The organism is Brevundimonas sp., from assembly GCF_044336875.1.
In the GTDB taxonomy this organism is placed as follows: Bacteria; Pseudomonadota; Alphaproteobacteria; order Caulobacterales; family Caulobacteraceae; genus Brevundimonas.
Genome location: NZ_JBIIOP010000008.1, coordinates 1 through 25737 on the forward strand (window position 1 = coordinate 1; position 25737 = coordinate 25737).

Sequence of the window (25737 nt, forward strand, 5' to 3'; positions counted from 1 at the left end):
TGCGGCTTGGTGCGTTCGAACTTTTCCTTGGCCATGGCCAAACTCCTGATGGCCCGGGTTGAGGGGCGCGATGCTGATCAAAAAACCTGGAGCGGGTAGACGGGATCGAACCGACATCCTCAGCTTGGAAGGCTGCTGCACTACCATTGTGCTATACCCGCGCGGAGACTGCGGAAGTTCCGGGGAACGCCGCAGCCGGTTCCTCTCCGGTGTCCTGATCCGTCGTATCCAACAGGGCGCGTGGTGGGGGAAGAAGGACTCGAACCTTCGAAGCTTACGCAGGGGATTTACAGTCCCCCCCCTTTGCCACTCGGGACATTCCCCCAGCGCGCCTTGTCGAACCGCCGGACCCCTCGTTCCGCCCATAATCAAGCGGGACGAAACAAAAGCCTTCGGCTTGTCGCCTCCTCTAGGATAGAGGGGGCGCCCAGACCCGAAAGCCCTTGGGGCTCCAAATCGGAGGGCGTCTTATAGTGTCGTCGAAATCAGAACGCAACGACCGTAAAAGCGGTAAAAAACCGGTCTTCGGAAACCGGCCATCCGGATCGCGAGAAAAGGGCCAAAAGCCCGCAGCACAAGGGTTTTCCGGGCGCGACGACGCACCCAGACCGCCCCGTTCGCCCGATCGGGGCAAGTCGGACGCCGATAATTTTCTCTGGGGCCGACACCCGGTTCTGGCCGCTCTGGCGAATCCCGCACGACGCGGCATGGGTCGTCTTATGGCCACGCCGGATCGCGCCGCCGAGCTTGAAGAGGGCAAACTGACCCATGGGCACAAGATCGAGGTCGTCGACAGCCTCGCCCTGAACCGGATGCTGCCCGCCGGCGCCGTGCACCAGGGTCTGGCCTTCAAGGTCCAGCCCCTCGAAGGCGTGTCGCTGGAAGACCTGGCCGAACCGGCCCCCAAACCTGGAGAAGGGGGCGTCATCGTCATGCTGGACCAGTTGACGGATCCCCAGAACGTCGGGGCCATCTTCCGCTCGGCCCTGGCCTTCGGGGCGCGGGGAATCATCGTCCAGGACCGCCACGCCCCCGCACTGGCCGGCGCCCTGGCCAAGGCCGCCGTCGGCGCCACCGAACGCCTGCCCCATGCGCGGGTGACGAATCTGTCGCGCGCCCTGGAGCGCCTGGCCGATCTGGGCTGGCGCGCCGTCGGGCTGGACGGCGCCGGCGAACAGACGCTGGAAGAGGCGCTGGACCGCCAGCCCACAGTCCTGGTCATGGGTTCCGAGGGCGACGGCATCCGCCGGCTGGTGGCCGAACACTGCGACGTCCTGGCCAAGATCCCCATGCCGGGCGGCTTCGAAAGCCTGAATGTCTCCAACGCGGCCGCCGTGGCGCTTTATGAGGCGGCGCGCGCGCAACGCGGCTGACAGAACGCCGCACCCCGTTTATGGAGCGAGGATGGAATTCCTCTCTTCTCCCGAACTCGCCAGCCAGGCCGCCGCCCTGGGCCAGGTGCTCCTCATGGATCTGGTCCTGGCCGGCGACAACGCCGTCGCGGTGGGCTTAGCCGCCGCCGCCCTGCCCCAGGACCAGCGCAAGAAGGCCATTCTGATCGGCCTGGCTGCGGCCGTGGTCATGCGAATCGGCTTCGCCCTGATCACCGTCCAGCTGCTGGCCCTGGTCGGCCTGCTGCTGGCCGGCGGTCTGCTGCTGCTGTGGGTCTGCTGGAAGATGTGGCGCGAACTGCAGGAGCAGCGCACCCATGACCAGGCCGAGGCCGAGAAGGAACTGGAATTGGCCCTCAGCATCGAGCACGGCACGGGGCCGTCGCCCGAAGAGCTGGGCGTCAAGCGCAAGAGCTTCGGCGCCGCCCTGCTGCAGATCATGGTCGCCGACATCACCATGTCGCTGGACAATGTGCTGGCCGTCGCCGGCGCCGCCCATGAACACCCCTGGATCATGGTCTTCGGCCTGATCCTGTCGATCGCCCTGATGGGGATCGCCGCCAGCTATATCGCCAAGTTGCTGCACCGCTTCACCTGGATCGGCTATATCGGACTGGTCGTCGTCCTGTACGTCGCCCTCCACATGATCTGGGACGGCGCCCGCCAGGTGGTGGTCCGCACCGGAAACATGGAACAGTTCAACTCTGCGGCCCCGGCCTTCATCGAGATCGGCCCCGAGGAAGCCGCCCACCACATGGGCCAACAGCGCAGCGAGACCAGCCCGACCCACGCCCCGGCGACGCCGTCGAGGCCCGGCGCGTGAGCGTAGCCACGGTCACGGTCGAGGAGGCCGCCGCCTGGCTGCAGTCGGGCGAGGCGGTCCTGATCGACGTGCGCGAGGCGGACGAGTTCGCCGCCGCCCATGTCGAGGGCGCCATCCTGGCCCCGCTCAGCCAGATGCCCGCCGCCTGGGAGGCCCTGGACCTGCCGGCGGACCGCAAGCTGGTCGTCATGTGCCTGAAGGGCGGCCGGAGCCATCAGGTCTGCGCCTTCGTCGGCCCGACCGCCGCCGACGGCCAGCCGCTGTTCAACCTGCTGGGCGGCATCCAGGCCTGGCATTCGGCCGGCCTGCCTGTGGTGTTCGCGGAACAATAATACCGCTCATCCCCGCGAAAGCGGGGACCCAGTGCTTTGGGCGCTCAAACGACAGTCACGGCGGCTGTTTGGCGATCCCACGCCTGTCGCTAGCGAAAGACTAGGTCCCCGCTTTCGCGGGGATGAGCGGATATTCTATTTCGCCCGCAGCCAGCCCGTCACCGACAGCCGCTCGGCCCCGGCCGACAGCGCCACCTGGGTCACCGAATGGGGTGACGGCACCTTGAGCAGGTTCAGGGTGTTGAAGCGCGGGGTGAAGGCCTCGGCCACATTGCCGTCGGCGCCGTGGAAGGCCAGCAGCCCGCCCCATTCGATCCGCCAGGCCGGCGTCAGGTTCAGCACATAGGCGAAGAACCGGGTCTTGCCCTCGGCGTGGTCGTCGTGCTCGGTCAGGAAATGACCGGGGCGGAACCGGGTCAGCTGGGCGTCGGCCAGGGCGATGCGCGGCTCGCCCGTCAGATCCCGCATCTGCGCCAGAAAGGCCTCGCCGTTCAGGAAGGCGACCAGGTCGCGCCAGGCCGGCGCCGCCTGATCCGTCTCGACCAGATCATAGATCGGGTGGTTGTCGTACAGATACTGGAAGTCGTCGCGGGCCGAGACCTGAACCGCCTGGCCCAGACCCATCCTCTGCTCGGGGCTCAGCGACGCCAGCCAGGCGGCCGGCAGGTCGACATGGCCCGTGCCCCGCCGCGTCACCACATTGTACTCGGCCCCGGCCGCCGCCTGATGCAGGGCCACGGCGTCGCCCTCGGCCAGGATCCCGTCGACCTGGGCGCGGCCGGTGCGGCTCAGACGCTCACGGATCACGGCGCGCTGCGCCTCGGTCAGGGGAGCCAGAGTCACTGTCATCGTCCGCGCCCCCTGCCGTTCGATCAGGCGTCCGCGCCGCCGAAGCGTTCGGACCATTCCGCCACCTGGGCGTCCTCGATCTTGGCGAACAGCACGCCCTGGGCCTCGACCTTGCCGCCGACCGGCAGCACATTCAGCAGATCCTCGTCCGCGCCCGGCCAGCTCAGGTCGTCCACCCCCACCGAGGCCGCGATCTTCGGCGCCGTGAATGGCAGGATCGGTGCCGCCAGACGGGCGAACAGGGCGACCAGGTTCAGACCCGTCCGCACCCCCACCGCCGCCTGATCACGGTCGGTCTTCAGCGCCGTCCAGGGCGCCGCGACCTGCAGATATTCATTGCCCAGCACCCAGGCGGCGCGGATGGCGACGGCGGCCTTGCGGAACTCCATCGCCTCCAGCTGTTCGGTCGCCTCGGCCACAGCCGCCCTGATGTCGGCCTCCAGCTGGATCTCGACCGGCCCGGCCGTCCCGCCCTCGGGCACGACGCCGTCGAACTTGCTTTCGGCGAACTTGACGATCCGGTTGACGAAATTGCCCAGCACATCGGCCAGGTCCTTGTTGGTCGAGGCCTGGAAATCCTCCCAGGTGAAGGCCGAATCCGCGTGTTCCGGCCCATAGGCCGTCAGGCGCCACCGCCAGTAGTCGGCCGGCAGCAGCTCCAGCGCCTGGTCCATGAAGACGCCGCGCTTCTGGCTGGTCGAGAATTTCCCGCCATACCAGTTCAGCCAGTTGAAGGCCTTCAGCTGATCCACCGTCTTCCACGGCTCGCCCGAGCCGATGATGGTCGCCGGGAAGCTGACGGTGTGGAAGGCGACATTGTCCTTGCCCATGAACTGGACGTAGCGAACGTCCTCCGCCCCCTCGTCCAGACGCCACCAGTCGCGCCACGAGCCGCCGGTCGCCTCGGCCCACTCCTGCGTCGCGGCCACATATTCGATGGGGGCGTCGAACCAGACGTAGAAGACCTTGTCCTCCATGCCCGGCCGGGGGAAGCCGTCCTTCGTCACCGGCACGCCCCAGGCCAGGTCGCGGGTGATGCCCCGGTCGATCAGCCCCTCGTCCAGATGCTTGTAGGCGATGGACTTGGCCAGCACCTGCCAGCCGCTCTTGGCGTCGACCCAGGCGCGGATCTCGGGCTCGATCTTGGTCTGCAGCAGATACAGGTGGCGGGTGTCGCGCACCTCCAGGTTCCGCGAGCCCGACACCGACGAATAGGGGTCGATCAGGTCGGTCGGGTCCAGCAGCCGGCCGCAGTTGTCGCACTGGTCGCCGCGCGCCCCCACATGGCCGCAGTGCGGGCAGGTGCCCTCGACATAGCGGTCGGGCAGGAAGCGGGCGTCGTCGATCGAATAGATCATCCGGTCGACCCGTTCCTCGATCAGGCCGTTCTTCTCCAGGGCCTCGGCGAAATGCTGGGTCAGCCGATGGTTCTGCGGGTTCGACGACCGGCCGAACCAGTCGTAGCTCAGGCCGAAGGCCTCGCCCGCCGTCTTCTGGATCAGATGCTGTTCGTCGCAATAGGTGCGCACGTCCTGCCCGGCGGCGGCGGCGGCCAGCTCGGCCGGGGTGCCGTGCTCGTCGGTGGCGCAGATATAGAGGACCTCGTGCCCCTGCCCGCGCTTGAACCGCGCCCAGACGTCGGCCGGCAACATCGAGCCCGCCAGATTCCCCAGGTGCTTGATGCCGTTGATGTAGGGCAGCGCCGAGGTGATGAGGATGCGGGCCATGGTCGTCCAGGAAGTTCGGGGAAGCGCAGGGATATAGAGGGACGAAGCGGGGTCGTCACCTGTCGGGGTGTGGGGATGGGGGTGGTTTCGGAAAACCTACAAGATGCCGTCTATTTTAGAACCCACTTATGTAGCCAAGGCATCACGCGACGATAATGCTACCTATCGCATCAGAAATCGATATCGCTACTCTCCAAGTAGAACAGTGAAGAAAGCTTGATTTCGCTTCTTCGCATTCTCTACCAGGGTGTCGTATCCAATCGCTTGAATGAAAATGCGTTCGTTGTCGCGATAGCGGAAGAAGATTTTCGGGTTCTGGTCGTTCTTGAAGTCATGGTCCTTCAGCACCGACACCAACGAGGGCGTGTGGTCGGCGACGATGTAGGCGAAGCGTCTTATGACCCCAGTGAATGACATATGCGTTCCGTCAGTCTTGGTGACGCCACCCGCTCGAACCGCCAGATCGAGCGTTTCGAGAACCTGCTTCACCGGGTCGGTTTTGGCAGGCCCGAAGACATAGTCGTTGCGGCTCGGCTTCTTGAACTCGACGATCGTGACCGTTGTCCCGTCATTATCGCCGAGGATAAGGCTGTCGTCGAAGAAAGCGAGGTCGGGGACCTTGTCCCCTTTTTTACGACCGGCCCCCTTCGCGGTGCGGTCACTCGATGCGTAGGGCAGGAACGCCAATGCATCGTCGATGAGCCACAGATTGTGCTCGAAATAGTCGAGCTCGGCCGTATCGGAAAATCGCTTGAAGACGAGGTCGTGAATGACGTCCTCGGCGGCATGCTTTGACCCGTCCGTATATTTCCGAGCGGCCTCCACCATTTCGATCACTCGTTTGCGATGGATGATGTACTCGGCCAAAGCCTCCTTGTTGTTCTCATCGATCTTCGAGACGATCTCCTTGATCGACTCGACGTACTTTTCCGGGTCGGAAGCAGCCAGTGTGATCGCCTTGGTCAGCTCCTTCGACGCACGGAAGCGCTCGATGGCCAGATCGGAAACGAAGTTCTGAGCTGTCCAGTTGTTCGGCTTGGCAGTCACATATTCCGATAGCGAGCGCCCCTTCAGGCCCATACGAAGAATCGGGTTCTCGCGTAGCGCGTCCGTAAGGTCTTCGGACTGCCCCTTTTTGATCTTGGCAATCTGCTGCGCTTCATCCTGCTGGATCACATCGCTCACAGCGGTGACGATGCGTTCGACTGCCTTGGGCGTGATGTTGATCGCCGTTCGGGAGTCGTTGAGCCGCGTCTCGAAGGCCTCCCCCCTGACGACACCAAGCACGATGTAGTTGTCGTCCTTGTCGTCAGTGAAATGGGGTGTGCCGAGGACGTTCGTCAGATCTTTCGGGCTACCCACAATCCGGTCAGCGGCCGCGAACAGGAGGCAGTGGTTTTTGAACGACCGCGTCTTCTGGATTTTCGTCAGGCTGTAATCGAGCTTCTCGACGACGCCGTCGATATCGACATCCACCGAACCTTTAGCCGTTTCCACGAACACATTGTTGAAGCGCGATGTGATGCTTTCCGGCTCGGCATCATCAAACCTGATCGTGATCTCCGGCAGCCAGCCGTAGAGGAACTGCGGCATGAAGTGGCTGGCGATGTGATCGGCCACATCGTTCTTGTCGAGCGTTCGGATGAGGTCATGCCAGTTGGTCAGGGGTGAGTCGTACTCAACCCTCAAACCGACGTGCTTGAAGTCGGGATCGCCGTCGAAAAAGATGAGCTCCTGTTCGCGCGTGATGTCGAACCGGAACGTGCGAGCTGACTCAATGCTGAGCAACTCGTAACGGCTCGAGTACATAATCCGGGAGAAGACCTTAAAGGCGATGAAGCGCCCGAACCCGCGGCCGCGCGCTTTCAGCTTGTGACCTGAGAATGGAGTTTTGAAAGACCGGTAATTTTCGTCGTTGAGGCCGATCCCGTTATCCGTCACCGACACCATGATTTTCGCCGGATCGGTTGCATCGGTGATGACGATGTCGACCTTACCTTGGACGTTGGCGCTATCACCAAACCTAGCCTCGATGCCATGCATCGCGTTTGAAACCGCCTCCAGCGTAGGCAGCAGAAAGGCATGCAGGTCCGTGCCGATATGCGTACGGGATAGAACCGCCTGCATATCCGGCTTGATTAGTGTGTCCGTCGTTGCCCCAGCCATCAGGTAAGGTCTCTTCTTATTCTATCTGAGCGTGGCGATTTGGCCTCGCAAGCGTTGTAGTTGCAAGGTCTCTTTGCCGCCCAGCCCGTGCTTGTGCACGGCTATGAACCGCCGAACTCAGACGGCCGGCGCCATCCGCCGCGCCACCCGCACGAACCGGCCGGTCAGCAGGGTGGACGAGGCCAGGCTGGCGATGATGACGGCCCAGACCAGGCCGTCGACGCCGATCCTGTGTGCCAGCACCCAGCCCAGCGGCATCATCACCGCCCCATAGGCGGTGAAATGCATGATGGTCGGCCACCAGACGTCGCCGGCCGCACGATTGGCCTGGGCCGCCACCACCTGGATCCCGTCGGCGACGAAGAACAGGGTGGCTAGGACCAGGGCCGGGGCGGCGATGGCCAGCAGGGCCGGATCGCGGTTGTAGGCGGCGACGATGACATGGGCGCTGGGCCAGACGGCCAGAGCCACCACGAAGGTCAGGGCCGTCACCACCCCCAGGCCGACCAGGCCCGCGCGCAGCACGCCGCGCCCGTCACCCGCGCCATAGCTGCGGCTGACCAGCACCGCCGTCGCCGACGACAGCCCCATCGGGATCATGAAGACGATGGCCGAGACGTTCAGCACCACCGCCCAGGCGGCGGTCTCGGCCGTACCGATCTGGCCGGCGGTGAAGGTCATGGCCGCGAAAGCCCCGACCTCGATGAAGTACGACGCGCCGGCGCCCAGGCCGACCTTGACCTGTTCGCGGGCGGCGGCGGGATCGCGCTGGGGCTTGTCGAACACGCCCAGCGACCGCGCCTCGGGCAGGCGCAGGATGTAGATGACCAGAAACACGGCCAGGGCCGCCCGCGCCCCGAAGGTGGCCCAGGCCGAGGCGAAGGCGCCGTCGAACCCTATGCCCAGCAGGTCGGGGACCAGCAGCAGGTTCAGCGCCAGATTGACGCCGTTGGCCACCCACATGGCCCACATGCCGGGCTTGGGCCGGCCCAGGGCCTCGAGGAAGAACTGGCCCGCGACCGAGATCAGATAGAAGGGCATGGACAGGGCGAAGACGATCAGGGCCGGCGAGGCGCCCTCGGCCAGGCCGGTCTCCAGCCCCATCTTGCCCAGGCCCCAGGGGCCGACGACGATCAGGGCGACCATCGAGACCAGGCCGATCTGGACCGCATAGACCATGCCCCGGCGCAGCACGGCGCCGACGGCGTGCCTGCGGCCCTCGCCCAGCATCCGCGCCGTCATCACCTGCACGCCCAGCATCAGCCCGACCGCCGTGGTCACGACGATGGAGCTGGGCGCCCAGGCCAGGGAGTGGAAGGCCAGTTCGCGGCTGGAGAAGTTGCCCACCACAATGGCGTCGGTCAGCCCCATGGTCATGATGCCGATCCGCGCCAGCACCACCGGCCAGGCCAGGGCCATCAGGTCGCGAAAGGCGGAACGGGTCTGGAGACTGAGGAAGGCCATGGGAGGCGGCACAGGCCACGGCCCCGCCGCCGGGTCAACTCCCATTCTTTTCGGGCTCTTTGGCTACCAGGCGCCCAGTTCGCGCAGTTGGCGGACCAGTTCCTCGGGCGCCTCGCCGGCGTCCAGGGTGTCAATATCGACCGGGGCGTCCTTGGGCTCCAGATAGCGCCAGCCCTGGAAGGGGCGGCGCGCCATCGGGCTGGTGCGGATCACCTGGGGCGCCAGGGTGATCTCGCAGCGGCTCTGCTGTCCTTCGCCCAGGGTGGTGATGTCCGTGATCGGCTGGCGGCAGGCGACGATCCCCTTGACCACCCAGTAGAGAGAGCCGCCGTCCTCGATCTCGGCCGCCCGTTTCGGCGTCATTTTCGTATGGACCACCAGAGGCCCGCCCTTGGCGGCGCGGTCCTCCAGCCATTCGACGTCCGAGACCCCGACGCACAGCTTGATCATATGGAGAGGCATGTCGCCCACGTAATGGTCCGGATACCGCTTGGCCAGATCGGGCGTTACTTTGTCCGCTGAAAGAATCGGCGGCCCCTCCCCCCGCTCCCGCCGAGCCCATCGAGACAATGTACGGACTGATCACCCGGCTGACGGCCCATGCCGGTCGGCGCGACGAACTGGCCCTGTGCCTGCTGGACCCCAATGTGAAGCGGCCGGGCTGCCATTCTTATGTCGTGGCCCACGACCTGAACGACGCCGACGCCCTGTGGATCACCGAGGTCTGGATGGACGAGGCGACGCACACCGCCTGGTCTCACACGATCATGGAAACCCACGAGATGCTGCCGGCCCTGGGCCTGATCGCCACCTGGGGCGACACGACCTTCACCCGGCCGCTGGGCGGGGTTGGCCTCTAGCCGGCCGCCCTAGTCGGCGGCCTTGACCACCGCCAGCACGGCCGCCTCGACCACCTGATCCCCGACCGTCGCCACGCTCTCGACCACCCCGTCGAACGGTGCGGTCAGGGCGTGTTCCATCTTCATCGCCTCCAGCACCACGACCGGCTGGCCCTTGGCCACCGTATCGCCCGGCTTGAGCGGGGCGGCGACGATCTTGCCCGGCATGGGCGCGCGCAGCGAGCCGTCAGAGACGGCGCCGGCCCCGCCGCCGGTCGCCGCGCGATACGGCGTGACCCGTCGCGCCTCGCCGTTGACGAACAGGACGAAACCGTCCTCGACCGCCTGATAGCCGAACAGCCGATCTCCCGACTGGACCTGGTCGAAGCCGACCTGGACCGAAAGCCCTTCAGCCCCGCGCCAGCCGGTCTCGACCGGCGCGACCTCACCGGACACGCCGCGCCCGTCCACCTGGGCCCAGACCGTCGTCTGGGCGGAGGCGTTCAGCCGCACCCCATAGGACAGGCCCGGCTGCCCGCCCCAGGGGCTGTAGGGATCGGCGCGGGTCTCGACCGTCTCCGCCGCCGCCTCGGCGATCAGGGTCAGGGCCGCCAGATTGGCTTCAGCGCTCTCGACCGGCTGCAAGCCCGCCTCCTCCGCCGCGATGAAGCCGGTGTCCACGTCCCCCGCCACGAACCGGGGATGCTCCAGACACCGTTTCAGGAAGCCGGCATTGGCCCGCACCGGCCAGATCTCGACCTCGCCCGCCGCCTCGGCCAGTTTCGCCGCCGCCGCCTCGCGCGTGTCGGCGTGGACGATCAGCTTGGCGATCATCGGGTCGTAGAACTGGCTGACCTCGCCGCCCTGCTCCACCCCCGTATCGACGCGGATGTCCTCAGGCAGGACGAAATGCTCCAGCCGCCCGATGCTCGGCAGGAAGCCGTTGGCCGGGTCCTCGGCGTAGAGGCGCGCCTCCATGGCCCAGCCGTTCAGCCGGATCTGCTCCTGTTTCAGCGGCAGGGGCTCGCCCGCCGCCGCGCGGAACTGCCATTCGACCAGATCGACGCCGGTCACCCTCTCGGTCACCGGATGTTCGACCTGCAGCCGGGTGTTCATCTCCATGAACCAGATGCCGTCCGCCTTCAGCCCGTCCGAGGCGTCGGCGATGAATTCGATGGTCCCGGCCCCGACATAATCGACCGCTTTCGCCGCCTTGATCGCCGCCCCGGTGACCGCCGCCCGCACCGCCTCGCTCATGCCCGGCGCCGGCGCCTCCTCGATCACCTTCTGGTGGCGGCGCTGCAGCGAACAGTCGCGCTCGTACAGGTGGACGACGTTGCCGTGCCGGTCGCCGAACACCTGGACCTCGATATGGCGCGGCCGGGTGATGTAGCGTTCGATCAGCACCCGGTCGTCGCCGAAGGCCGCCGCGCCTTCCCGCCGGGCGCTGGCCAGGCCGGCGGCGAAGTCCTCGGCCGCGTCGACCCGTTTCATCCCCTTGCCGCCGCCGCCGGCGACCGCCTTGATCAGCACCGGATAGCCGATCCGCGCCGCCTCGGCCGTCAGGGTCTCGTCGGACTGGTCCGCGCCCTGATAGCCCGGCGTCACCGGCACCCCGGCCTCGATCATCAGCTGTTTGGCCGCGTCCTTCAGCCCCATGGCCCGGATCGACTTGGGGTCCGGTCCGACCCAGACCAGGCCCGCCGCTGCGACCGCCTCGGCGAAGTCGGCGTTCTCGCTCAGGAAGCCGTAGCCGGGGTGGATGGCCTCCGCGCCCGTGGCCCTGGCGGCCGCCAGCACCTTGGCGCCGTCCAGATAGGACTCGCGCGCCGCCGCCGGGCCGATCAGCACGGCCTCGTCGGCCTCGCGCACATGCAGGGCGTCGGCGTCTGCCTCGGAATAGACGGCGACGGTGCGAATCCCCATCCGCTTGGCGGTGCGGAAGACACGACAGGCGATTTCGCCGCGATTGGCGACCAGGACGGACTTGAACATGGGGAAGTCTTAGCGGGATCGTGCGCGGGTGGCGAGCAGCACACGAACCTTCTCCCTCCCCGTTCGGGGAGGGTGGCCGAGCGGAGCGAGGTCGGGTGGGGACGGCGGGCCGACGCCCCACCGACCTGTCCCACATTCGGCAAGTGCGTCCCTGCCAGGCCGCCCCACCCGGTCGCTTGCGCGACCACCCTCCCCAAAATGGGGAGGGAGAGTTTTCAGCCCGCCCCTCAACCGTTAAGCCCCTCCCCATGTCCCTGCGCCCCCTCTTCGTCACCCAGGTCTATGAGGCCAGCCTCGCCGACACCCGCGGCTGGCCCGAATTCAACGAGCAACTGATCGACGTCGTCCGCATGATGGCCGAGGAGGACGAGGCCGGGCGTCGCTGGTGCAAGGCCAACGCCTATCGCGGCTACACCTCCTACGCCTCGCTGAACGACCTGCCGCACCGTTTCCCCGAGTTCGCCGAGCTGAAACGCCATCTCGACCGCCACGCCGTCGCCTACGCCAAGGCGCTGAACTTCGACCTGGCGCGCAAGCCGCGCCTCGACAATCTGTGGGTCAATATCCTCAAGCCGGGCGGCGGCCACACCGGCCATATCCACCCCCACGCCTTCCTGTCGGGCACCGTCTATATCGACATCCCCGACGGCGCCTCGTCGCTGAAGCTGGAGGATCCGCGCCTGCCCTTCATGATGGCCCGTCCCGGCGTCACTGACGAGGCGACCGAGACCGAACGCCCCTTCGTCTATCTGAAGCCCCAGGCGGGTACGGTGCTGATGTGGGAAAGCTGGCTGCGCCACGAGGTGCCGACCAATCTGGCCAGGACCGACCGTATCTCGATCAGTTTCAACTACGCCTGACCGCACAGACCCTCTCCCGCTTGCGGAAGAGGTGGCCCGGCGTTCGCGAAGCGGACCAGGGTCGGAGAGGGAAGTCTCGCGAAACTTCCCCCATCGTCAGGCGTCTCGCTTCGCTCGATGACCTGCTGCTTCCCCCGCAAGCGGGGGAAGGTCTGATCCCGTCAACGCCCCCCACCCCGCCATCGCCGCATCCACCAGCTTCTGCAGTTGCGCCTCCGTCGCCCCTTCGCGGGCCTGCAGGCTCATGCCCTGGTGAACCGCCACATAGAAGCGCGCCAGCGCCTCCAGATCCGTCGTCGCCGCGATCTCCCCGTCCGCCTGTCCGCGGTCCAGCCGCGCCCTGAAGATCGCCAGCATCTCACTGCGCCGCGCCGCCATCTCGGCGCACAGTTCCGCGCCCAGATCCCCCGGCTGCGCCCCGCTCAGCGAGACCATGCAGCCGGCCGGCTGTCCTGGCGCGGTCATGCCCCGCGCCGCCTCGCGCAGCACGGCCTCGACGCTGGCGCGCGCCGTCGGCTGTTCCAGCTGCGCCCAGACCCGGCCGCCGGATTGGGCGATGTAGCGGTCCATGGCCTCGCGATACAGGTCCGCCTTGCCGCCGAAGGCCGCATACAGGCTGGGCGCGGCGATCCCCATCGCCTGGGTCAGCTCCGCCACCGAGGCGCCCGCATAGCCGCGCGCCCAGAAGACCTCCATGGCCTTCTGCAACGCCTGGTCACGATCGAAACTGCGGGGACGTCCGCGCTCGGACACCGGCCTTCTCCTTTTTTGTAGCGATCGATAGATAAGCCTCTTGCGGCCGCCGGACAACGCACCACCTGATCTGTATCGATCACTACAGATAAGGTCTGCTCGAAATGTCCCTTCCCCTCTCCGGCAAACGCGCCCTCGTCACCGGCGCCAGCCGCGGCATCGGCGCCGCCATCGCCCGCCGCCTGGCCGCCGACGGCGCCGATGTGGCCATCACCTACGAGAAATCCGCCGACAAGGCCGAGGCCCTGGCCGCCGAGCTGCGCGCCCTGGGCCGCACCGCCGTCGCCATCCAGGCCGACGCCGGCAGCACGGCGGGCGCCAACGCCGCCGTCGACGGCGCGGTCGCGGGCCTGGGCGGCATCGACATCCTGGTCAATAATGCGGGCGTGGCCCGCGCCGGCGCCTTCGCCGAACAGTCGATCGAGGACATCGACGCCCTGTTGAACGTCAATGTGCGCGGCGTCTTCCTGACCACCCAGGCGGCCCTGAAACATATTCCCGACGGCGGCCGGATCGTCACCATCGGCAGCAATGTCGGCACGCGCGTCCCCTTCGCCGGCCTGACGGTCTATTCCGCCTCGAAATCGGCGCTGGAGTCCTTCAATCGCGGCCTGGCCCGTGAACTGGGCCTGCGCGCCATCACCGTGAACCTGGTCCGCCCCGGCCCGACCGACACCGACATGAACCCGGCCGAAGGTCCGCTGTCCGCCATGGTCCTGCCCACCGTCGCGGTCGGCCGCTACGGCCGCGTCGAGGAAGTCGCCGCCGCCGTCGCCTTCCTGGCGGGCCCCGACGCCGGCTACATCACCGGCGACGGCATCTTGGTCGACGGCGGCGCCAACGCCTGACCTCAAGGCCCGAAAGAGTTCTTGCACAGACCCTCCCCGCTTGTGGGGGAGGTGTGGCGTCGATCGGCGCAGCCGATCCAGCGACGAAGGGGAAGTCTTGCCTTGAAGAAGGCGACACTCCCCATCGTCAGGCGTGTCGCTTCGCGCCACGGCCTGACACCTCCCCCTCAAGCGGAGGAAGGTCTGCGAGGGAATACTAAAACAAGTCTCCGGGCGAAGGCCCGGAGCCCCGCCCGGCCCTCCATCAATTCCGCGGCGAAAGCCCGGGGCGATCAGCCTCGTCCGGTCTTTCTCAACAGCCGATCCCGCGCCGCATTGACCCGCGTCGCCAGCCCTTCGGTGCCGCCCTGGTCGGGGTGCGCCCGCGCCATGGCCTTCTTCCAGGCCGCGCGGATCTCGGCCTCGGTCGCAACAGGGCCGACGCCCAGCACGGCGCGCGCATCAGCGGCGCTGATCGGCTCGGAACGGACTTCGGCCCGCGCCCGCGACGCCCAGGCCAGATACAGGCCCGCCGCCGCCAGCGCCCCGCCGGTCAGCCAGGAACCACGAAACGCCGCCAGCGCCCCGCCGGCCAGCAGGGCCGAGCCCAGCAGGGTCGCCGTCACCCGCCAGTGGCCACGCCCGCGCCGCTCGGTCTGACGGCCCAGCCGCGCCATGGCCCAGACGGCGATCGCCGCCAGGGCCAGCCAGATCAGCAGCATCGGATCACGGGGTCTTCGGGGCCGTGGGGTGCGTTCAGGCCGCCACGTCCAGCGGCGTCAGCGCCTGCTCCAGCCCCATGGCCTTCATCAGGTTGCGCATCTCCTGGCGCGCCGCGACGTGGGCCAGGGAGACGGCCACCGGACGGATCTCGTTCGACAGGTCCGCCACCGTCAGGCCGAAGGGGAACAGTTCGCGATAGATGACCCGGTCGCGCAGGCCCGGCCCGACGCGGAAGCCGACCCGTTTGGCCAGCTTGTTCATCCGCTCTTCCAGACGCTTGCGATTGCGGGCCTCGGCGACGGCCAGGCGATTGGTCACCACCAGCCAGTCGATGGTCGCATTGCGGCCCTGGCTGATCGCCCGGTGCTTGCGCGCCTCCCAGACGCTCTCGGAATAGATGGACGGCTTCAGCAGATCCAGCGTCACCGGATCGACCTCGCCCAGCAGGTCGAAGTCGACGAAACTGTCGTTCATCGGCGTGACGATCTGGTCGGCCCGCGCGTGCGCCGCGCTGGACACGGCCGTGTCGCCGCCGGGGGTGTCGATCAGGATGGCGTCCACGCCCGCCGCCACGGCCTCGTCGAAGGCGCGCTCGAAGGCGGCGATCTGCTCGTCGACCCCCGCCTTGGCCAGGGCCTTGCCGTCGCCCATGTCGGGCATGAAGGGCTGGGGCAGCTTCTGCGCGTTCGCGGCCAGCCAGGCCAGTCGGTTGGTGAAGAACCGCTGCATCGACCGCTGGCGCAGGTCCAGGTCGATGATCGCCACGGTGCAGCCCGCGTGCAGCAGGCCCGTGACGATATGGATGGCCAGGGTGGACTTGCCGGCCCCGCCTTTCTCGTTGCCGAGGACGATCACGTGAGGCTGCGTCATGAGGAAACCCTCTGTGGCGACCGACGCGACTCAACACTGCGCGGCCCTAGGACGACCGAGAGTCGGCGTACCGACGCCAAACGTCAACGAGGGGTTAACGCCTATTCTGTGGACTTAACCCGACCTCAGCCCTGGCGCCGGCACCAGGGGTCGGCCACCTGAGCCGCCTGGCACAGGGCGGACGCCGCCTCGGCGGGGATCGGCCCGACCTTCAGCCGCGTCAGACTGCGGCCATTGACCTCGACGCCCTCAAACACCGGCGACAGGCTGGACAGGTCGGCATTGGCCTTCAGACGGCTCCAGGCCGCGCGGGCGCCGGCTTCGCTGGAATAGGCCCCCAACTGGATGGTGCGGCCAGGGGCGGCGGTCTCGGTGCGGATCGCGGCCGGGCGCAGGCTCGGCTGGGGCGCGACGCGGGCTGCGGCCTGTTCGACCACAGCCTTGGCCACGACGGGCGCCGCGGCCCGCATAACGGGCTCCACGGCCGGCTCCGCCATCCGCAGGGCCGCGTCGCGCAAACCATCGGGACGACCGGCCCCGGCCTGGGCGTCGCGGGCGTCCCACATCTGGTGCGGCGTCATCAGCGCCACCTGCATGGGCGAGAATTTGGCCGGACGCAGTCCCTGATCTTCGGCGGTGCGGCGCATCGGCGGGTCGCCGGGCCGGTCGTCGCGGGGATTCATCGGGATGTCGATCGACGCCACATGGTCGGCCATGACCTGAAACCGGTGACGGTCGCCCTCCACCGCGCCGCATCCCGTCAGGGTCAGGGCGGCGAGCGCGATCAGAACTGGACGATGAGCTTCTGCTGGCGTCATAAGCACGACCCTAGCAACCAGGGTTTGAAGTCTGGTGCATCAACAGGCTTAAGCCAAAGGGTTAATCGCTTCACCATGACCGAGACCGCGTCCCTCCCCGTCGTCCGCTCCGTCGCCGATCTGCGCGCCGCCGTGCGGGACTGGAAACGACAAGGCCTGACCGTCGGCATGGTTCCGACCATGGGCGCCCTGCACGAGGGCCACCTGACTCTTGTGCGCAAGGCCGCACGTCGGGCCGATCGGGTGGTCGCCTCCAACTTCGTCAATCCGACCCAGTTCGCGGCGCACGAGGACCTGGGCGCCTATCCCCGCCGCCAGGAAGAGGACGCCCGCCTTTTGGCCGCGACCGGCTGCCACCTGATGTTCGCCCCTGCGGCCGAGGCCATGTACCCCGAGGGCTTCGCCACCAGTATCGCGATGACCGGCCCGGCCCTGGGGCTGGAGGGCGACTTCCGCCCCCAGATGTTCGGCGGCGTCGCCCTGGTGGTCACCAAGCTGTTCAACCAGGTCCAGCCGGACATCGCCGTCTTCGGCGAGAAGGATTATCAGCAGTTGATGGTCGTCCGCCGCTTCGTCCGTGACCTGGACCTGCCGGTCGAAATCATCGGCGCACCGACCCAGCGCGACGAGGCGGGCCTGGCCCTGTCCTCGCGCAACGCCTATCTCTCCGAGGCCGATCTGGAGACCGCGCGCAAGCTGAACCTGATCCTGCGCCAGGCCGCCGACGCCGCCGCCTCGGGTCGTCCCCTGCCGGGGATCGAACGCGACGCCTACGCCGCCCTTCTCAAGGCCGGCTTTGAGCGGGTCGACTATGTCGCCGTCCGCCACGCCGAGGATCTGTCGCCCTTCCCGAACGGTATCGTCGACGCCCCCGCCCGGATCTTGGTCGCCGCCTGGCTGGGCAAGACCCGGCTGATCGACAACATGGCCATCTGAGCGTCGGTCAAAAAGAAGCCCGACGCGGGCGCCGGGCTGAATAAGGTTCGGTGATGGTGCGTCCCAAAAAGGGACACATCCTTCATTGACCGCTTTGGTTAACGAGACCTTAAGACGCTCTATCGGGCAACCACGTGGTCTGGCGCCCGCTGGGTCCCGTCGGCCAGGTCAGCCGCCAGCCCTGACCGGCCCGTACCGGGGTGAAATCGGACTCCGCGCCTACGCCCGGAAAGTCGAACCGCGCATCCCCGACCATGATTACGGCCGGACCGTTGCCCGAGGCGGTCGCCCGCCATGTCCCGCCCGCTCCCGCCATCACTGACGCCCGCGCGCCGTCGACCAGCACCGTCGGCGGTCCGCCGGCGGTCCGGCCCGAGACGATGACGGCCGAGCCGTCGGAATCGACGGCGTCCAAAACGCCCCGGCCGTCCAGCCGCACCGTCGGCTCGCCCGCCGCGATCAGGATCATCGGGCCTGTTCCGCCGCGGATCAGCACAAGGGTCTCCGGCGACGGCGCGGCGTCCTCACCGACCTGGACCTCGGGCGTCAGTCGAATGTCGCCGGTCGCCGCCGGCGCCCGCAGTTCGAACCGCCCCGTCGCATCGGCGCCCACCGCCACCGCCGCCCCATTGGCGCCGCGCAGCACGACCCGTGCGTCCGGTCCCGCCAGACCGCGTACGACCACCACCCCGCCGTCGCGGAAGGCAGCGTCCACATGCGGCGGCTGGACCCAGGCCGAGGCCGTCTGGGCGTCCGCCGGCCGCGCCGCGCCCTCGCCGTTCCGCGAACAGGCGGCCAGGACCACAAGCGGCGTCGCCGATAGGGCGGCCATGGCGATGATCCGGCGTTTCATCCTTCGTCCCGACGATATATGGCTGGCGACCCAGCGGCTCGGGAATCTGTTAGCTCGACCGCCGCCGGTTTGGCCATGGGCCAAGCGCGCATTCGTTCAGTCCGAGGCCCCATGTCCCTGCCCCCCGTTTCGATCCAGCCCTTCGACGGCCAATCCGTCTGCCTGTTCTGCGGCTCGTCCGATCGCGCCGATCCCGCCTATACCGAGGCCGCCCGCGCCTTCGGCAAGGCGACGGCCGAGGCCGGCTGGCGTCTGGTCTACGGCGGCGGCGGCGTGGGCCTGATGGGCGCCTCGGCGCGCGGCGCTCACGAGGCCGGCGGCCGCGTCGTCGGCATCATGCCGGCCTTCCTGCGCAGCCGAGAACGCCTGTTCGACGAGGTCGAAACCGTGGTCGTCACCTCGATGCACGAGCGCAAACAGCTGATGTACGATGAATCCGACGCCTTCGTCGTCGCCCCGGGCGGCATCGGCACCCTGGAGGAGGTGGTCGAGCTCCTGTCCTGGAAACGTCTGGACCTGCACCACAAGCCGGTCGTCTTCCTGAACCTGAACGGCTTCTGGGAAGGCTTCTTCGCCTTGATGCGCCACAGCGTGGACGAGGGCATGACCCCCGCCTCCTTCCTGGACGCCTGGACGGTGGCCGATTCAGTCGAGGAAGCCATGGCGCAGATTCAGACCGGCGACGCCGCGCCCGGGCGAAAGCACGATCTCCGCTAGGTGATCGTCGCTAACGAATAGACGCAGCCGCGTATTGACAGTTTTTATGAAAAACTGACATTGGCCGCGACGGCGCGACGCCGTTCTTCAAAACGGAGACTATCTATGCGCGCCCTGCTCCTCGCGGCGGCCCTGTTCGCCGCCGCCCCGGCCATGGCCCAGGCGCCCGCCGCCACCAGCCTGACCCTCGCCGACGCCGCCAAGGCGCCGGCCCGCGCCACCATCATCGACGGCGCCCGCTGGTCCTGCGACGGCGCAACCTGCACCGCATCGGGCGGCACGGAGCAGCCCGCGACGCGCGCCTGCCGTCGCGTGGTGCAGAAGTTCGGTCCCGTGACCGCCTTCTCCTACAAGGGAACTGCGCTCAGCGCCGAGGAAGTGGCGACCTGCAACGCATAGGGTTCGGAGGCGGCCTTAAGCCGCCTCGCCGCCCAGCCGCCGTTGAATGGTCTCGCGACCGATCAGCGGCGCCATGGCCGCCATGTCCGGCCCGTGCGCCTGGCCCGTCAACGCCAGGCGCAGCGGCATGAACAGCGCCTTGCCCTTGGCGCCCGTCTCGGCCTTCACGGCGTTGGTCCAGGTCGACCAGGCGGTCTCGTCGATCACCTCGGGCAGCAACCTGGCCGCGGCGGCGATGAAGTCGACGTCCTCGATCACCGGCTGGACCGGCCCCTGGACGATCTTGGCCATGTCCGCGACATCGCCGAACCGGGTCAGATTGCCCCGCACCGTGTTCCAGAACACGTCGCCCAGATCGGCGCCCAGCGCCTGAAGGCGCGGCTGGGCCGTGGCGTAGTCCATCACATGCAGCGCCTGGGCGTTCAGACGGTCCAGGTCCGCCGTGTCGTAGCGCGCCGGCGAACGCCCCATCTTGGAGAAGGCGAAGCTGGCGCCCAGAGCCTCGACCGAGGCGCCGACTTCCAGCGGATCCGATGTGCCGATCCGACCCAGGTGGCTGGTGATGGCGATGGGCTCATAGCCCTGCTCGCGCATATCGCTGATCGACAGCGAACCCAGGCGTTTGGACAGGGCCGCCCCGTCAGCGCCGACCAGCAGCGGCATATGGGCGAAGCCCGGAACCTTGGCCCCGAGCGCCTCGAAAATCTCGATCTGGGCGCCGGTGTTGGTGACGTGGTCCTCGCCGCGGATGATGTGGGTGATCGCCATGTCGATGTCGTCGACGACTGACGGCAGGGTGTAGAGGAACAGGCCGTCCTCGCGGATCAGCACCGGATCGGACATGGAGGCGGTATCCACCTCGGCATGGCCGCGCGCCAGATCTTCCCAGGCGACCCGCTTGCCCTCCAGCTTGAATCGCCAATGGGGACGCCGCCCCTCGGCCTCGTAGGCGGCCTTCTCCTCGTCGGTCAGTTCCAGGGCGGCGCGGTCGTAGATCGGCGGCAGGCCGCGCGACAGTTGCACCTTGCGACGACGGTCCAGTTCATCGGCCGTCTCATAGGCAGGATAAAGCCGGCCCGAGGCCTTCAGTCTGGCGGCGGCTTCCTCATAGCGGTCGAACCGCTTGGACTGGTTGTAGCGCTCGTCCCAGGTCATGCCGAGCCAGGTCAGGTCGTCCTCGATCCCCTGTTCGAACTCGGGCGTCGAACGGGCCAGGTCGGTGTCGTCGATACGCAGCACGAACGAACCACCCTGCCCTTTCGCGAACAGCCAGTTCACCAGGGCGGTGCGGACATTGCCGACGTGCAGCTTACCCGTCGGCGACGGGGCGAAACGAACCTTGACGGACATGGGATGGCGACCTCGAAAACGAGGCGGCTAGGTCGCGCCGCAACCCGGCGAAGTCAAGGCCGAGCGGGCTTGGAAGCCGTTAAACCGTCCGTCAGTCGTCGCGGTGGACGCGTTCGCGACGTTCGTGACGCTCCTGAGCCTCGACCGACAAGGTCGCCGTTGGGCGGGCTTCAAGCCGTCCCAGGCCGATCGGTTCGCCGGTGTCCTCACAATAGCCGTAGGAACCGTCCTCGATCCGCCGAAGGGCGTCGTCGATCTTGGAGATCAGCTTGCGCTGGCGATCGCGGGTGCGCAACTCGAGCGCGCGATCCGATTCCGACGAGGCGCGGTCCACCAGGTCGGGATGGTTTTCGGTCTCGGCCTTCAGATTGACGACCGTGCCTTTGGACTCTCGAAGGATCTCGTCCTTCCAGTCCAGAAGCTTCTTCTTGAAATAGGCAAGCTGCCGCTCGTTCATGAACGGCTCGTCGTCGGAAGGCCGATAAACGGCGGTTCCCTCGGACACAACGGACGCCAAAGCGTTCATCGCACACACGCTCTCTAAGCACGCCCCCCTGTGGCGTAGGGGCCGTATAGGCAGCCCGACGAGTCGCGGCAACGGCGCTCGCGATTCCGTGATCATGATTATGCGAGCCACAATCGGCGCGTGACATTTCGCGCGCGGTCATGAGCGCTTGGATTTTGAATTACGCCGGTTTTTGAAGTTAACCGCCGCCGCGGCGAAGCTCGGCCTTGGCCAGTTCGACCGAGGCGCGCAGATCGATCTGATCCAGTACGGCGTTCAGTCCCGCGTCTCCGTCGTCAGGCCGTTCCTCGCGCAACGTCCGAGCGAGTCGGTCCAGCGTCGCCGCGTCGGCCTCGCCGGACAGGAGCGCCATCTTCATCTCGTCCAGCCGGTCCAGCAGCCCCGCCCCCCGCTTCACGGCGCGACGTCGTTTTTCCAGCGGCCCCTCGACCCCCTGCAGGGCCATCAGGGCGGAGACATCGGAAACACCTGAGGTCGAGGCGCTGGCGGTCGAGGCCGCAGGTGCGGCGGCCGATTCCGACGGGCCCAGCGAGAAGCCGTCCGTCGCGCGCGCCGCCTTGCCCCCGGTCGGGGCGGCGGGCGCGGTGGTCCGTGTGACCTTCATCGGCGGATGCTCCGGCTCATGAGACCATACTTGGCGACCAGGGTGACTGTTTGGTTAACGCCTGGGCAAAAACTGCCGCAAACTCGGCGAGCTTGGCTGGTCGCTGTATTTCTTTTCAATGAGTTATAGCGCGGCACGATCCTCGCAACGCGGTAAATGAAACGCCGTAAGGACGTCCGACCGATGCAGAATCTGCTTGCCCGCCTTGTCGCCCCCCTCGCCGCCCCGCTGGTGGTCGCGGCCGCGCTGGGCGTCGTTGCATCGCCGGCCCTGGCCCAGTCCCGCATCAAGGACATCGCCGCCGTCGAGGGGGTTCGCGGCAACCAGCTGGTCGGATACGGCATGGTCATGGGCCTGGCCGGCACCGGCGACAGCCTGCGCAACTGCCCCTTCACCCGCCAGTCGCTGGAAGGCATGACCGAGCGGCTGGGCGTCAATATCCGCGGCGCCAACGCCAACACCAAGAACATGGCCGCCGTCATGGTCACCGCCGAGCTGCCGGCCTTCGCCACGCCCGGCTCGCGCATCGACGTCAATGTCTCATCCATGTGCGACGCAAAGAGCCTGCTGGGCGGCGCCCTGGTGGTCACCAGCCTGCAGGGCGCGGACGGCCAGGTCTATGCAGTGGCCCAGGGCTCGGTCCAGACCGGCTCCGTCTCCGCCTCGGGCGGTTCGGGCTCGTCGGTGACGCGCGGCGTGCCGACCGCCGGCCGCATCGCCTCCGGCGCCTCGGTCGAACGCGAGACCGGATTCGAAATGGCCAATATGAACGAGGTGCGCCTGAACCTGCGCAATCCCGATTTCACCACGGCCCAGCGCGTCGCCGCCGCCGTCAACGCCGCCTACCCCGGCTCAGCCCTGGCCGAGAACGGCACGGTGGTCGCCCTGCGCGCGCCCGGTCAACTGGGCATGGCCGGCTTCATCAGCCGGGTCGAGAACCTGCCCGTCACGGTGGACGCCCCCGCCAAGGTCATCATCGACGAGGTCAACGGCGTCATCGTCATGGGCGACGCGGTTCGCATTTCGCGTGTCGCCATCGCCCAGGGCAATCTGACCATCTCGGTCGATGAACAGCCCTTCGCCAGCCAGCCCGCCCCCTTCAGCCAGGGCCAGACCGCCGTCGTCCCCTCGTCCCAGGTCAGCGTCGAGGAGGATCTGGGCACCCAGATGCGGATCGTCGGCGGCGGCACCAGCCTGTCGACCCTGGTCAACGGCCTGAACGCCCTGGGCGTCAGCCCCCGCGACATGATCAGCATCCTGCAGGCGATCAAGGCGTCCGGCGCCCTGCAGGCCGACATCGAGGTGATGTGAGCATGACCGACCTGACCGCCTCAGCCGACCTGCTGCGCGCCCCACAGGGCGTATCGACCACGCCCAAGGGCGCCTCGGCCGAGAAGATCAAACAGACCGCCGAGGCCTTCGAGGCCACCTTCCTGTCCCAGATGCTGAAGCCCATGTTCGAGGGCCTGTCGACCGACGGCCTGTTCGGCGGCGGCCAGGGCGAGGCGACCTGGCGCAGCTTCCTGCTGGACGAAATGGCCAAGAAGACGGTCGCTGCGGGGGGGATTGGCCTGGCCGGACCGGTCATGACCGAAATGCTGAAGATGCAGGAGGGCGCGCAATGAACGACGCCGAACTGGCCGGCGCCCGCGTGCGCCAACTGCTGGACCTGACCCAACGCCTGACCGAGCGCCTGACCGCCGAGACCCTGGCCTTCCAGGAAGGCCGTCCGCAGGATGTCGCCGCCAGCCTGGCCGAGACGCAGGAGATGGCCAATCTCTATCGGCGCGATTCCGCCCATGTGAAGGCCAACCCCGCCCTGCTGGCCGGCGCCCCCGCCTCCGACCGGATGCAGTTGATCGAAGCCACTCGCGCCTTCAACGCCGTCCTGGCCCGCCACGCCGGCGCGGTCGAGGCGGCCCGCAAGATTTCCGAAGGCCTGGTCCGCGCCATCGCCCACGAGGTCGCGGCCGCCCGCACCCCAGCCTCCGCCTACGCCGCCGACGGACGCGCGGCCCAAGGCGACGGCCGCGCGGTCGCCTACAATCGCAAGGCATAGACCAGCGATATTCCGCAAGCCCAAGTTGCTGACCGCGTTGCCGATTTTTTAAGCGACGCCGTGCATGCTGCGGGCATGACGATGACTGCTCGCCTTTTGGGTCTGGCCTTTGCATCCGCCGATGCGCTCGTCGAGATCGACGCCAAGGGCTCTGTCGCCTTCGCGCTCGGGGCCGGTCCGGCCACCGGCCAGGACGTCGCCGCCCTGTGGACCGGCAAGCCGCTCGCCAACTTCCTTCATGAGGGCGGCGCGACCGTCGTTCAGGCCCTGCTGGCCACCAAGCCCGGCGCCCGCAGCCCCGCCACCCAGATCCTGATCGCGGCCGGCCCCGACCGCGTGCGCCGCGCCTCGCTCCGCGCCTTCATCCTGCCCCAGCTGGCTCCGGCCATCTCCTGCTCGATCTCCTACGAGGGCCCGGCCATCGCCGTGGCCGACATCGAGACCCCGCCCCTGGTCGAGGCCGAAGGCTTCCTGATCGACGCCGCCCGCGTCATCGAGGGAAACCCCGGCCTGTCCTTGGCCTTCCTGGACGTTCGCGGCCTTGAGGATCTGGCCGGCGACGTCGCCGAACGAATGCATCGTCGCATCGAGGCGACCCTGCAGTCCGCTGCGGCTCAAGGCTCGACCGCCGCCCAGATCACCCCCCAGCGTTTCGCCGTGCTGCGCCCCAGCGGCGACACGCGCGACCTGGCGGCCGAAATCGTAGAGGCCGGTCGCGCCGAGGGCGTGGCCATCGGCGCCGAGGCCTTCTCCTCCAACGTTCCCCAGGGGTCCGACACCCTGTGCGTCCTGCGCGCCATGCGTTACGCCATTGAGGGCTGCCTCAAGGACGGCGGCCTGGCCAATCCGCAGATCGCCTTCTCGGACTCGCTGAAACGCACCTTCCGCGACGCCGAGGCCTTCCGCAGCGTGGTCAAGTCGCGCGAGTTCCAGGTCCACTACCAGCCCATCGTCCATCTGGCGTCGCGGTCGGTGCACCATTTCGAGGCCCTGGCGCGGTTCAGCTCCAACAACGGTCCCGCCGACGCCATCCGCATGGCCGAGGAACTGGACCTGATCGAGTCCTTCGACCTGGCCGTCGCCGAGAAGGTGCTGAAGCGGATGCGCGCTCCCGGCGCGGGCCTGTTGAAGATGGCCGTCAACGTCTCAGGCGCGTCGCTGGGCGACGACTCCTATGTCGAGAACCTGCTGCGCATGACCGCCGGCGCGCCCGCAGAGCGCAAGCGTCTGATCGTCGAGGTGACCGAGACCTCGGCCCTGGCCGACATTGAGGCCGCCAACCGGCGCCTGGCGAGCCTTCGCGAGGCCGGCATCAAGGTCTGCATCGACGACTTCGGCGCGGGCGCCACCTCGTATGACTATCTGCGCAAGCTCACGGTCGACGCCGTCAAGATCGACGGCTCCCTGGTTCGCGATATCGAGAAAGACGAGCTGACCCGCAACATGCTGCGCAGCACGGTCGAACTGTGCCGTTCGATGAAGCTCGAGACCATCGCCGAGATGATCGAGACCGAAGGCGTGGCTACGGAACTGAAGGCGCTGGGCGTCGAATACGGCCAGGGCTGGCTGTTCGGCCGCGCAGAAGCGGAACCCCGGACCCAGCTGGCCAGCGCCGCCCCCGTCCGCCGCCGCGGCGCCGTCGAGGCCTGGGGCTGAGCCGCAACCGTCGCGATCCAGGTTGAGGCGCCGTTAAGGTTGACTTCAGACCTGTTGACGTATCAACGTTATTGAAGGCCCATCCGGGGAGGATGAACGCCGGAAGAAACGGCCTGTTCCGAACCTTCACTGGCTCCGGGGCAGGCCGTTTTGTTTTGTGTCGCAAATGCGGCCTTCCCCTCGCATCGAAATCCGAATAC

General features: G+C 67.6%; 27 protein-coding genes and 2 tRNA genes. 13 read left to right on the forward strand and 16 right to left on the reverse strand.

Annotation, left to right across the window (positions count from 1 at the left end; genetic code table 11):
• Positions 1 to 87: 87 nt before the first annotated feature.
• Positions 88 to 161 (reverse strand) — tRNA-Gly (locus ACIQ1T_RS11085).
• An 80-nt stretch (positions 162 to 241) separates the two neighbouring features.
• Positions 242 to 325 (reverse strand) — tRNA-Tyr (locus ACIQ1T_RS11090).
• A 148-nt stretch (positions 326 to 473) separates the two neighbouring features.
• Between ACIQ1T_RS11090 and rlmB the strand changes: the two genes are divergently transcribed.
• Genes rlmB through ACIQ1T_RS11105 form a run of 3 tightly spaced genes read left to right on the forward strand, consistent with a single transcriptional unit; the run spans position 474 to position 2546 of the window.
• Positions 474 to 1373 carry a 23S rRNA (guanosine(2251)-2'-O)-methyltransferase RlmB gene (gene rlmB, locus ACIQ1T_RS11095; protein WP_395944610.1) on the forward strand — a complete coding sequence of 300 codons (900 nt, stop codon included), beginning with the start codon at positions 474 to 476 and terminating at the stop codon, positions 1371 to 1373.
• 31 nt (positions 1374 to 1404) lie between these two features.
• Positions 1405 to 2214, forward strand: a complete 810-nt coding sequence (locus ACIQ1T_RS11100; RefSeq protein WP_395944611.1) for a YjbE family putative metal transport protein — start codon at positions 1405 to 1407, stop codon at positions 2212 to 2214.
• Positions 2211 to 2546 carry a rhodanese-like domain-containing protein gene (locus ACIQ1T_RS11105; RefSeq protein ID WP_395944612.1) on the forward strand — a complete coding sequence of 112 codons (336 nt, stop codon included), beginning with the start codon at positions 2211 to 2213 and terminating at the stop codon, positions 2544 to 2546. The genes ACIQ1T_RS11100 and ACIQ1T_RS11105 overlap by 4 nt, the downstream gene beginning before the upstream one ends.
• 135 nt (positions 2547 to 2681) lie before the next feature.
• On the opposite strand, the gene ACIQ1T_RS11110 is transcribed toward ACIQ1T_RS11105, so the two are convergent.
• The 5 genes from ACIQ1T_RS11110 to ACIQ1T_RS11130 form a co-directional block, all read right to left on the reverse strand.
• Positions 2682 to 3395: a 2OG-Fe(II) oxygenase gene (locus tag ACIQ1T_RS11110; RefSeq protein ID WP_395944613.1), complete on the reverse strand. Its 714-nt coding sequence runs from the start codon at positions 3393 to 3395 to the stop codon at positions 2682 to 2684.
• Positions 3396 to 3418: 23 nt separating this feature from the next.
• A complete protein-coding gene (gene metG / locus ACIQ1T_RS11115) occupies positions 3419 to 5122 on the reverse strand; it encodes a methionine--tRNA ligase (protein ID WP_395944614.1) in 1704 nt (567 codons plus the stop codon).
• Between the two features lie 186 nt (positions 5123 to 5308).
• Entirely contained in the window at positions 5309 to 7288 is a 1980-nt protein-coding gene (locus tag ACIQ1T_RS11120; RefSeq protein ID WP_395944615.1) for an ATP-binding protein, read from the reverse strand.
• A gap of 117 nt (positions 7289 to 7405) precedes the next feature.
• Positions 7406 to 8797 carry an MATE family efflux transporter gene (locus tag ACIQ1T_RS11125; protein ID WP_395944616.1) on the reverse strand — a complete coding sequence of 464 codons (1392 nt, stop codon included), beginning with the start codon at positions 8795 to 8797 and terminating at the stop codon, positions 7406 to 7408.
• Between the two features lie 18 nt (positions 8798 to 8815).
• Positions 8816 to 9214, reverse strand: coding sequence for a DUF1489 family protein (locus ACIQ1T_RS11130; protein ID WP_395944749.1), 399 nt, complete (start codon positions 9212 to 9214; stop codon positions 8816 to 8818).
• Positions 9215 to 9321: 107 nt separating this feature from the next.
• Between ACIQ1T_RS11130 and ACIQ1T_RS11135 the strand changes: the two genes are divergently transcribed.
• On the forward strand, positions 9322 to 9612 hold the full coding sequence (locus ACIQ1T_RS11135; RefSeq protein WP_395944617.1) for an antibiotic biosynthesis monooxygenase family protein: 291 nt from the start codon (positions 9322 to 9324) through the stop codon (positions 9610 to 9612).
• 9 nt (positions 9613 to 9621) lie between these two features.
• On the opposite strand, the gene ACIQ1T_RS11140 is transcribed toward ACIQ1T_RS11135, so the two are convergent.
• Positions 9622 to 11586: an acetyl/propionyl/methylcrotonyl-CoA carboxylase subunit alpha gene (locus tag ACIQ1T_RS11140; protein ID WP_395944618.1), complete on the reverse strand. Its 1965-nt coding sequence runs from the start codon at positions 11584 to 11586 to the stop codon at positions 9622 to 9624.
• Between the two features lie 248 nt (positions 11587 to 11834).
• On the opposite strand from ACIQ1T_RS11140, the gene ACIQ1T_RS11145 reads away from it, so the two are divergent.
• Positions 11835 to 12446 carry a TIGR02466 family protein gene (locus tag ACIQ1T_RS11145; RefSeq protein WP_395944619.1) on the forward strand — a complete coding sequence of 204 codons (612 nt, stop codon included), beginning with the start codon at positions 11835 to 11837 and terminating at the stop codon, positions 12444 to 12446.
• A 96-nt stretch (positions 12447 to 12542) separates the two neighbouring features.
• Here ACIQ1T_RS11145 and ACIQ1T_RS11150 read toward each other — a convergent pair whose 3' ends face one another.
• Positions 12543 to 13199: a TetR/AcrR family transcriptional regulator gene (locus tag ACIQ1T_RS11150; protein WP_395944620.1), complete on the reverse strand. Its 657-nt coding sequence runs from the start codon at positions 13197 to 13199 to the stop codon at positions 12543 to 12545.
• A 104-nt stretch (positions 13200 to 13303) separates the two neighbouring features.
• On the opposite strand from ACIQ1T_RS11150, the gene ACIQ1T_RS11155 reads away from it, so the two are divergent.
• Positions 13304 to 14047: an SDR family oxidoreductase gene (locus tag ACIQ1T_RS11155; RefSeq protein WP_395944621.1), complete on the forward strand. Its 744-nt coding sequence runs from the start codon at positions 13304 to 13306 to the stop codon at positions 14045 to 14047.
• Between the two features lie 272 nt (positions 14048 to 14319).
• On the opposite strand, the gene ACIQ1T_RS11160 is transcribed toward ACIQ1T_RS11155, so the two are convergent.
• The 3 genes from ACIQ1T_RS11160 to ACIQ1T_RS11170 all read right to left on the reverse strand — a co-directional run bounded on the left by ACIQ1T_RS11160 (position 14320) and on the right by ACIQ1T_RS11170 (position 16437).
• Positions 14320 to 14748 carry a molecular chaperone DnaJ gene (locus tag ACIQ1T_RS11160; RefSeq protein WP_395944622.1) on the reverse strand — a complete coding sequence of 143 codons (429 nt, stop codon included), beginning with the start codon at positions 14746 to 14748 and terminating at the stop codon, positions 14320 to 14322.
• A gap of 34 nt (positions 14749 to 14782) precedes the next feature.
• Positions 14783 to 15619 (reverse strand): division plane positioning ATPase MipZ, encoded by an 837-nt coding sequence (locus tag ACIQ1T_RS11165; protein ID WP_395944623.1) that lies wholly within the window; start codon positions 15617 to 15619, stop codon positions 14783 to 14785.
• Between the two features lie 125 nt (positions 15620 to 15744).
• Positions 15745 to 16437, reverse strand: a complete 693-nt coding sequence (locus ACIQ1T_RS11170; RefSeq protein ID WP_395944624.1) for an SPOR domain-containing protein — start codon at positions 16435 to 16437, stop codon at positions 15745 to 15747.
• A gap of 75 nt (positions 16438 to 16512) precedes the next feature.
• On the opposite strand from ACIQ1T_RS11170, the gene panC reads away from it, so the two are divergent.
• Positions 16513 to 17373, forward strand: coding sequence for a pantoate--beta-alanine ligase (gene panC / locus ACIQ1T_RS11175; protein ID WP_395944625.1), 861 nt, complete (start codon positions 16513 to 16515; stop codon positions 17371 to 17373).
• A 109-nt stretch (positions 17374 to 17482) separates the two neighbouring features.
• Here panC and ACIQ1T_RS11180 read toward each other — a convergent pair whose 3' ends face one another.
• The gene (locus ACIQ1T_RS11180; protein ID WP_395944626.1) at positions 17483 to 18226 is read right to left on the reverse strand and encodes a hypothetical protein; all 744 of its coding nucleotides are present in this window, start codon (positions 18224 to 18226) and stop codon (positions 17483 to 17485) included.
• 111 nt (positions 18227 to 18337) lie between these two features.
• Between ACIQ1T_RS11180 and ACIQ1T_RS11185 the strand changes: the two genes are divergently transcribed.
• Together ACIQ1T_RS11185 and ACIQ1T_RS11190 are read left to right on the forward strand one after the other, a co-directional pair.
• On the forward strand, positions 18338 to 18943 hold the full coding sequence (locus ACIQ1T_RS11185; RefSeq protein WP_395944627.1) for a TIGR00730 family Rossman fold protein: 606 nt from the start codon (positions 18338 to 18340) through the stop codon (positions 18941 to 18943).
• A gap of 105 nt (positions 18944 to 19048) precedes the next feature.
• Positions 19049 to 19342 (forward strand): CC_3452 family protein, encoded by a 294-nt coding sequence (locus tag ACIQ1T_RS11190; RefSeq protein ID WP_395944628.1) that lies wholly within the window; start codon positions 19049 to 19051, stop codon positions 19340 to 19342.
• Positions 19343 to 19357: 15 nt separating this feature from the next.
• On the opposite strand, the gene gltX is transcribed toward ACIQ1T_RS11190, so the two are convergent.
• The 3 genes from gltX to ACIQ1T_RS11205 form a co-directional block, all read right to left on the reverse strand.
• Positions 19358 to 20692 carry a glutamate--tRNA ligase gene (gene gltX / locus ACIQ1T_RS11195; protein ID WP_395944629.1) on the reverse strand — a complete coding sequence of 445 codons (1335 nt, stop codon included), beginning with the start codon at positions 20690 to 20692 and terminating at the stop codon, positions 19358 to 19360.
• 91 nt (positions 20693 to 20783) lie between these two features.
• Positions 20784 to 21218 (reverse strand): RNA polymerase-binding protein DksA, encoded by a 435-nt coding sequence (gene dksA / locus ACIQ1T_RS11200; protein WP_395944750.1) that lies wholly within the window; start codon positions 21216 to 21218, stop codon positions 20784 to 20786.
• A gap of 178 nt (positions 21219 to 21396) precedes the next feature.
• Positions 21397 to 21822: a flagellar assembly protein FliX gene (locus ACIQ1T_RS11205; RefSeq protein WP_395944630.1), complete on the reverse strand. Its 426-nt coding sequence runs from the start codon at positions 21820 to 21822 to the stop codon at positions 21397 to 21399.
• Positions 21823 to 22005: 183 nt separating this feature from the next.
• Between ACIQ1T_RS11205 and ACIQ1T_RS11210 the strand changes: the two genes are divergently transcribed.
• The 4 genes from ACIQ1T_RS11210 (at position 22006) to ACIQ1T_RS11225 (ending at position 25537) form a co-directional block, all read left to right on the forward strand.
• Positions 22006 to 23133, forward strand: coding sequence for a flagellar basal body P-ring protein FlgI (locus ACIQ1T_RS11210; protein WP_395944631.1), 1128 nt, complete (start codon positions 22006 to 22008; stop codon positions 23131 to 23133).
• 2 nt (positions 23134 to 23135) lie between these two features.
• Positions 23136 to 23447: a rod-binding protein gene (locus ACIQ1T_RS11215; protein ID WP_395944632.1), complete on the forward strand. Its 312-nt coding sequence runs from the start codon at positions 23136 to 23138 to the stop codon at positions 23445 to 23447.
• Complete coding sequence (locus ACIQ1T_RS11220; RefSeq protein ID WP_395944633.1) at positions 23444 to 23881, forward strand: flagellar basal-body protein FlbY; 438 nt, start codon at positions 23444 to 23446, stop codon at positions 23879 to 23881. Before ACIQ1T_RS11215 ends, ACIQ1T_RS11220 begins: the two co-directional genes overlap by 4 nt.
• Positions 23882 to 23962: 81 nt before the next feature.
• Complete coding sequence (locus tag ACIQ1T_RS11225; RefSeq protein ID WP_395944634.1) at positions 23963 to 25537, forward strand: EAL domain-containing protein; 1575 nt, start codon at positions 23963 to 23965, stop codon at positions 25535 to 25537.
• The last annotated feature ends 200 nt before the right edge of the window (positions 25538 to 25737 follow it).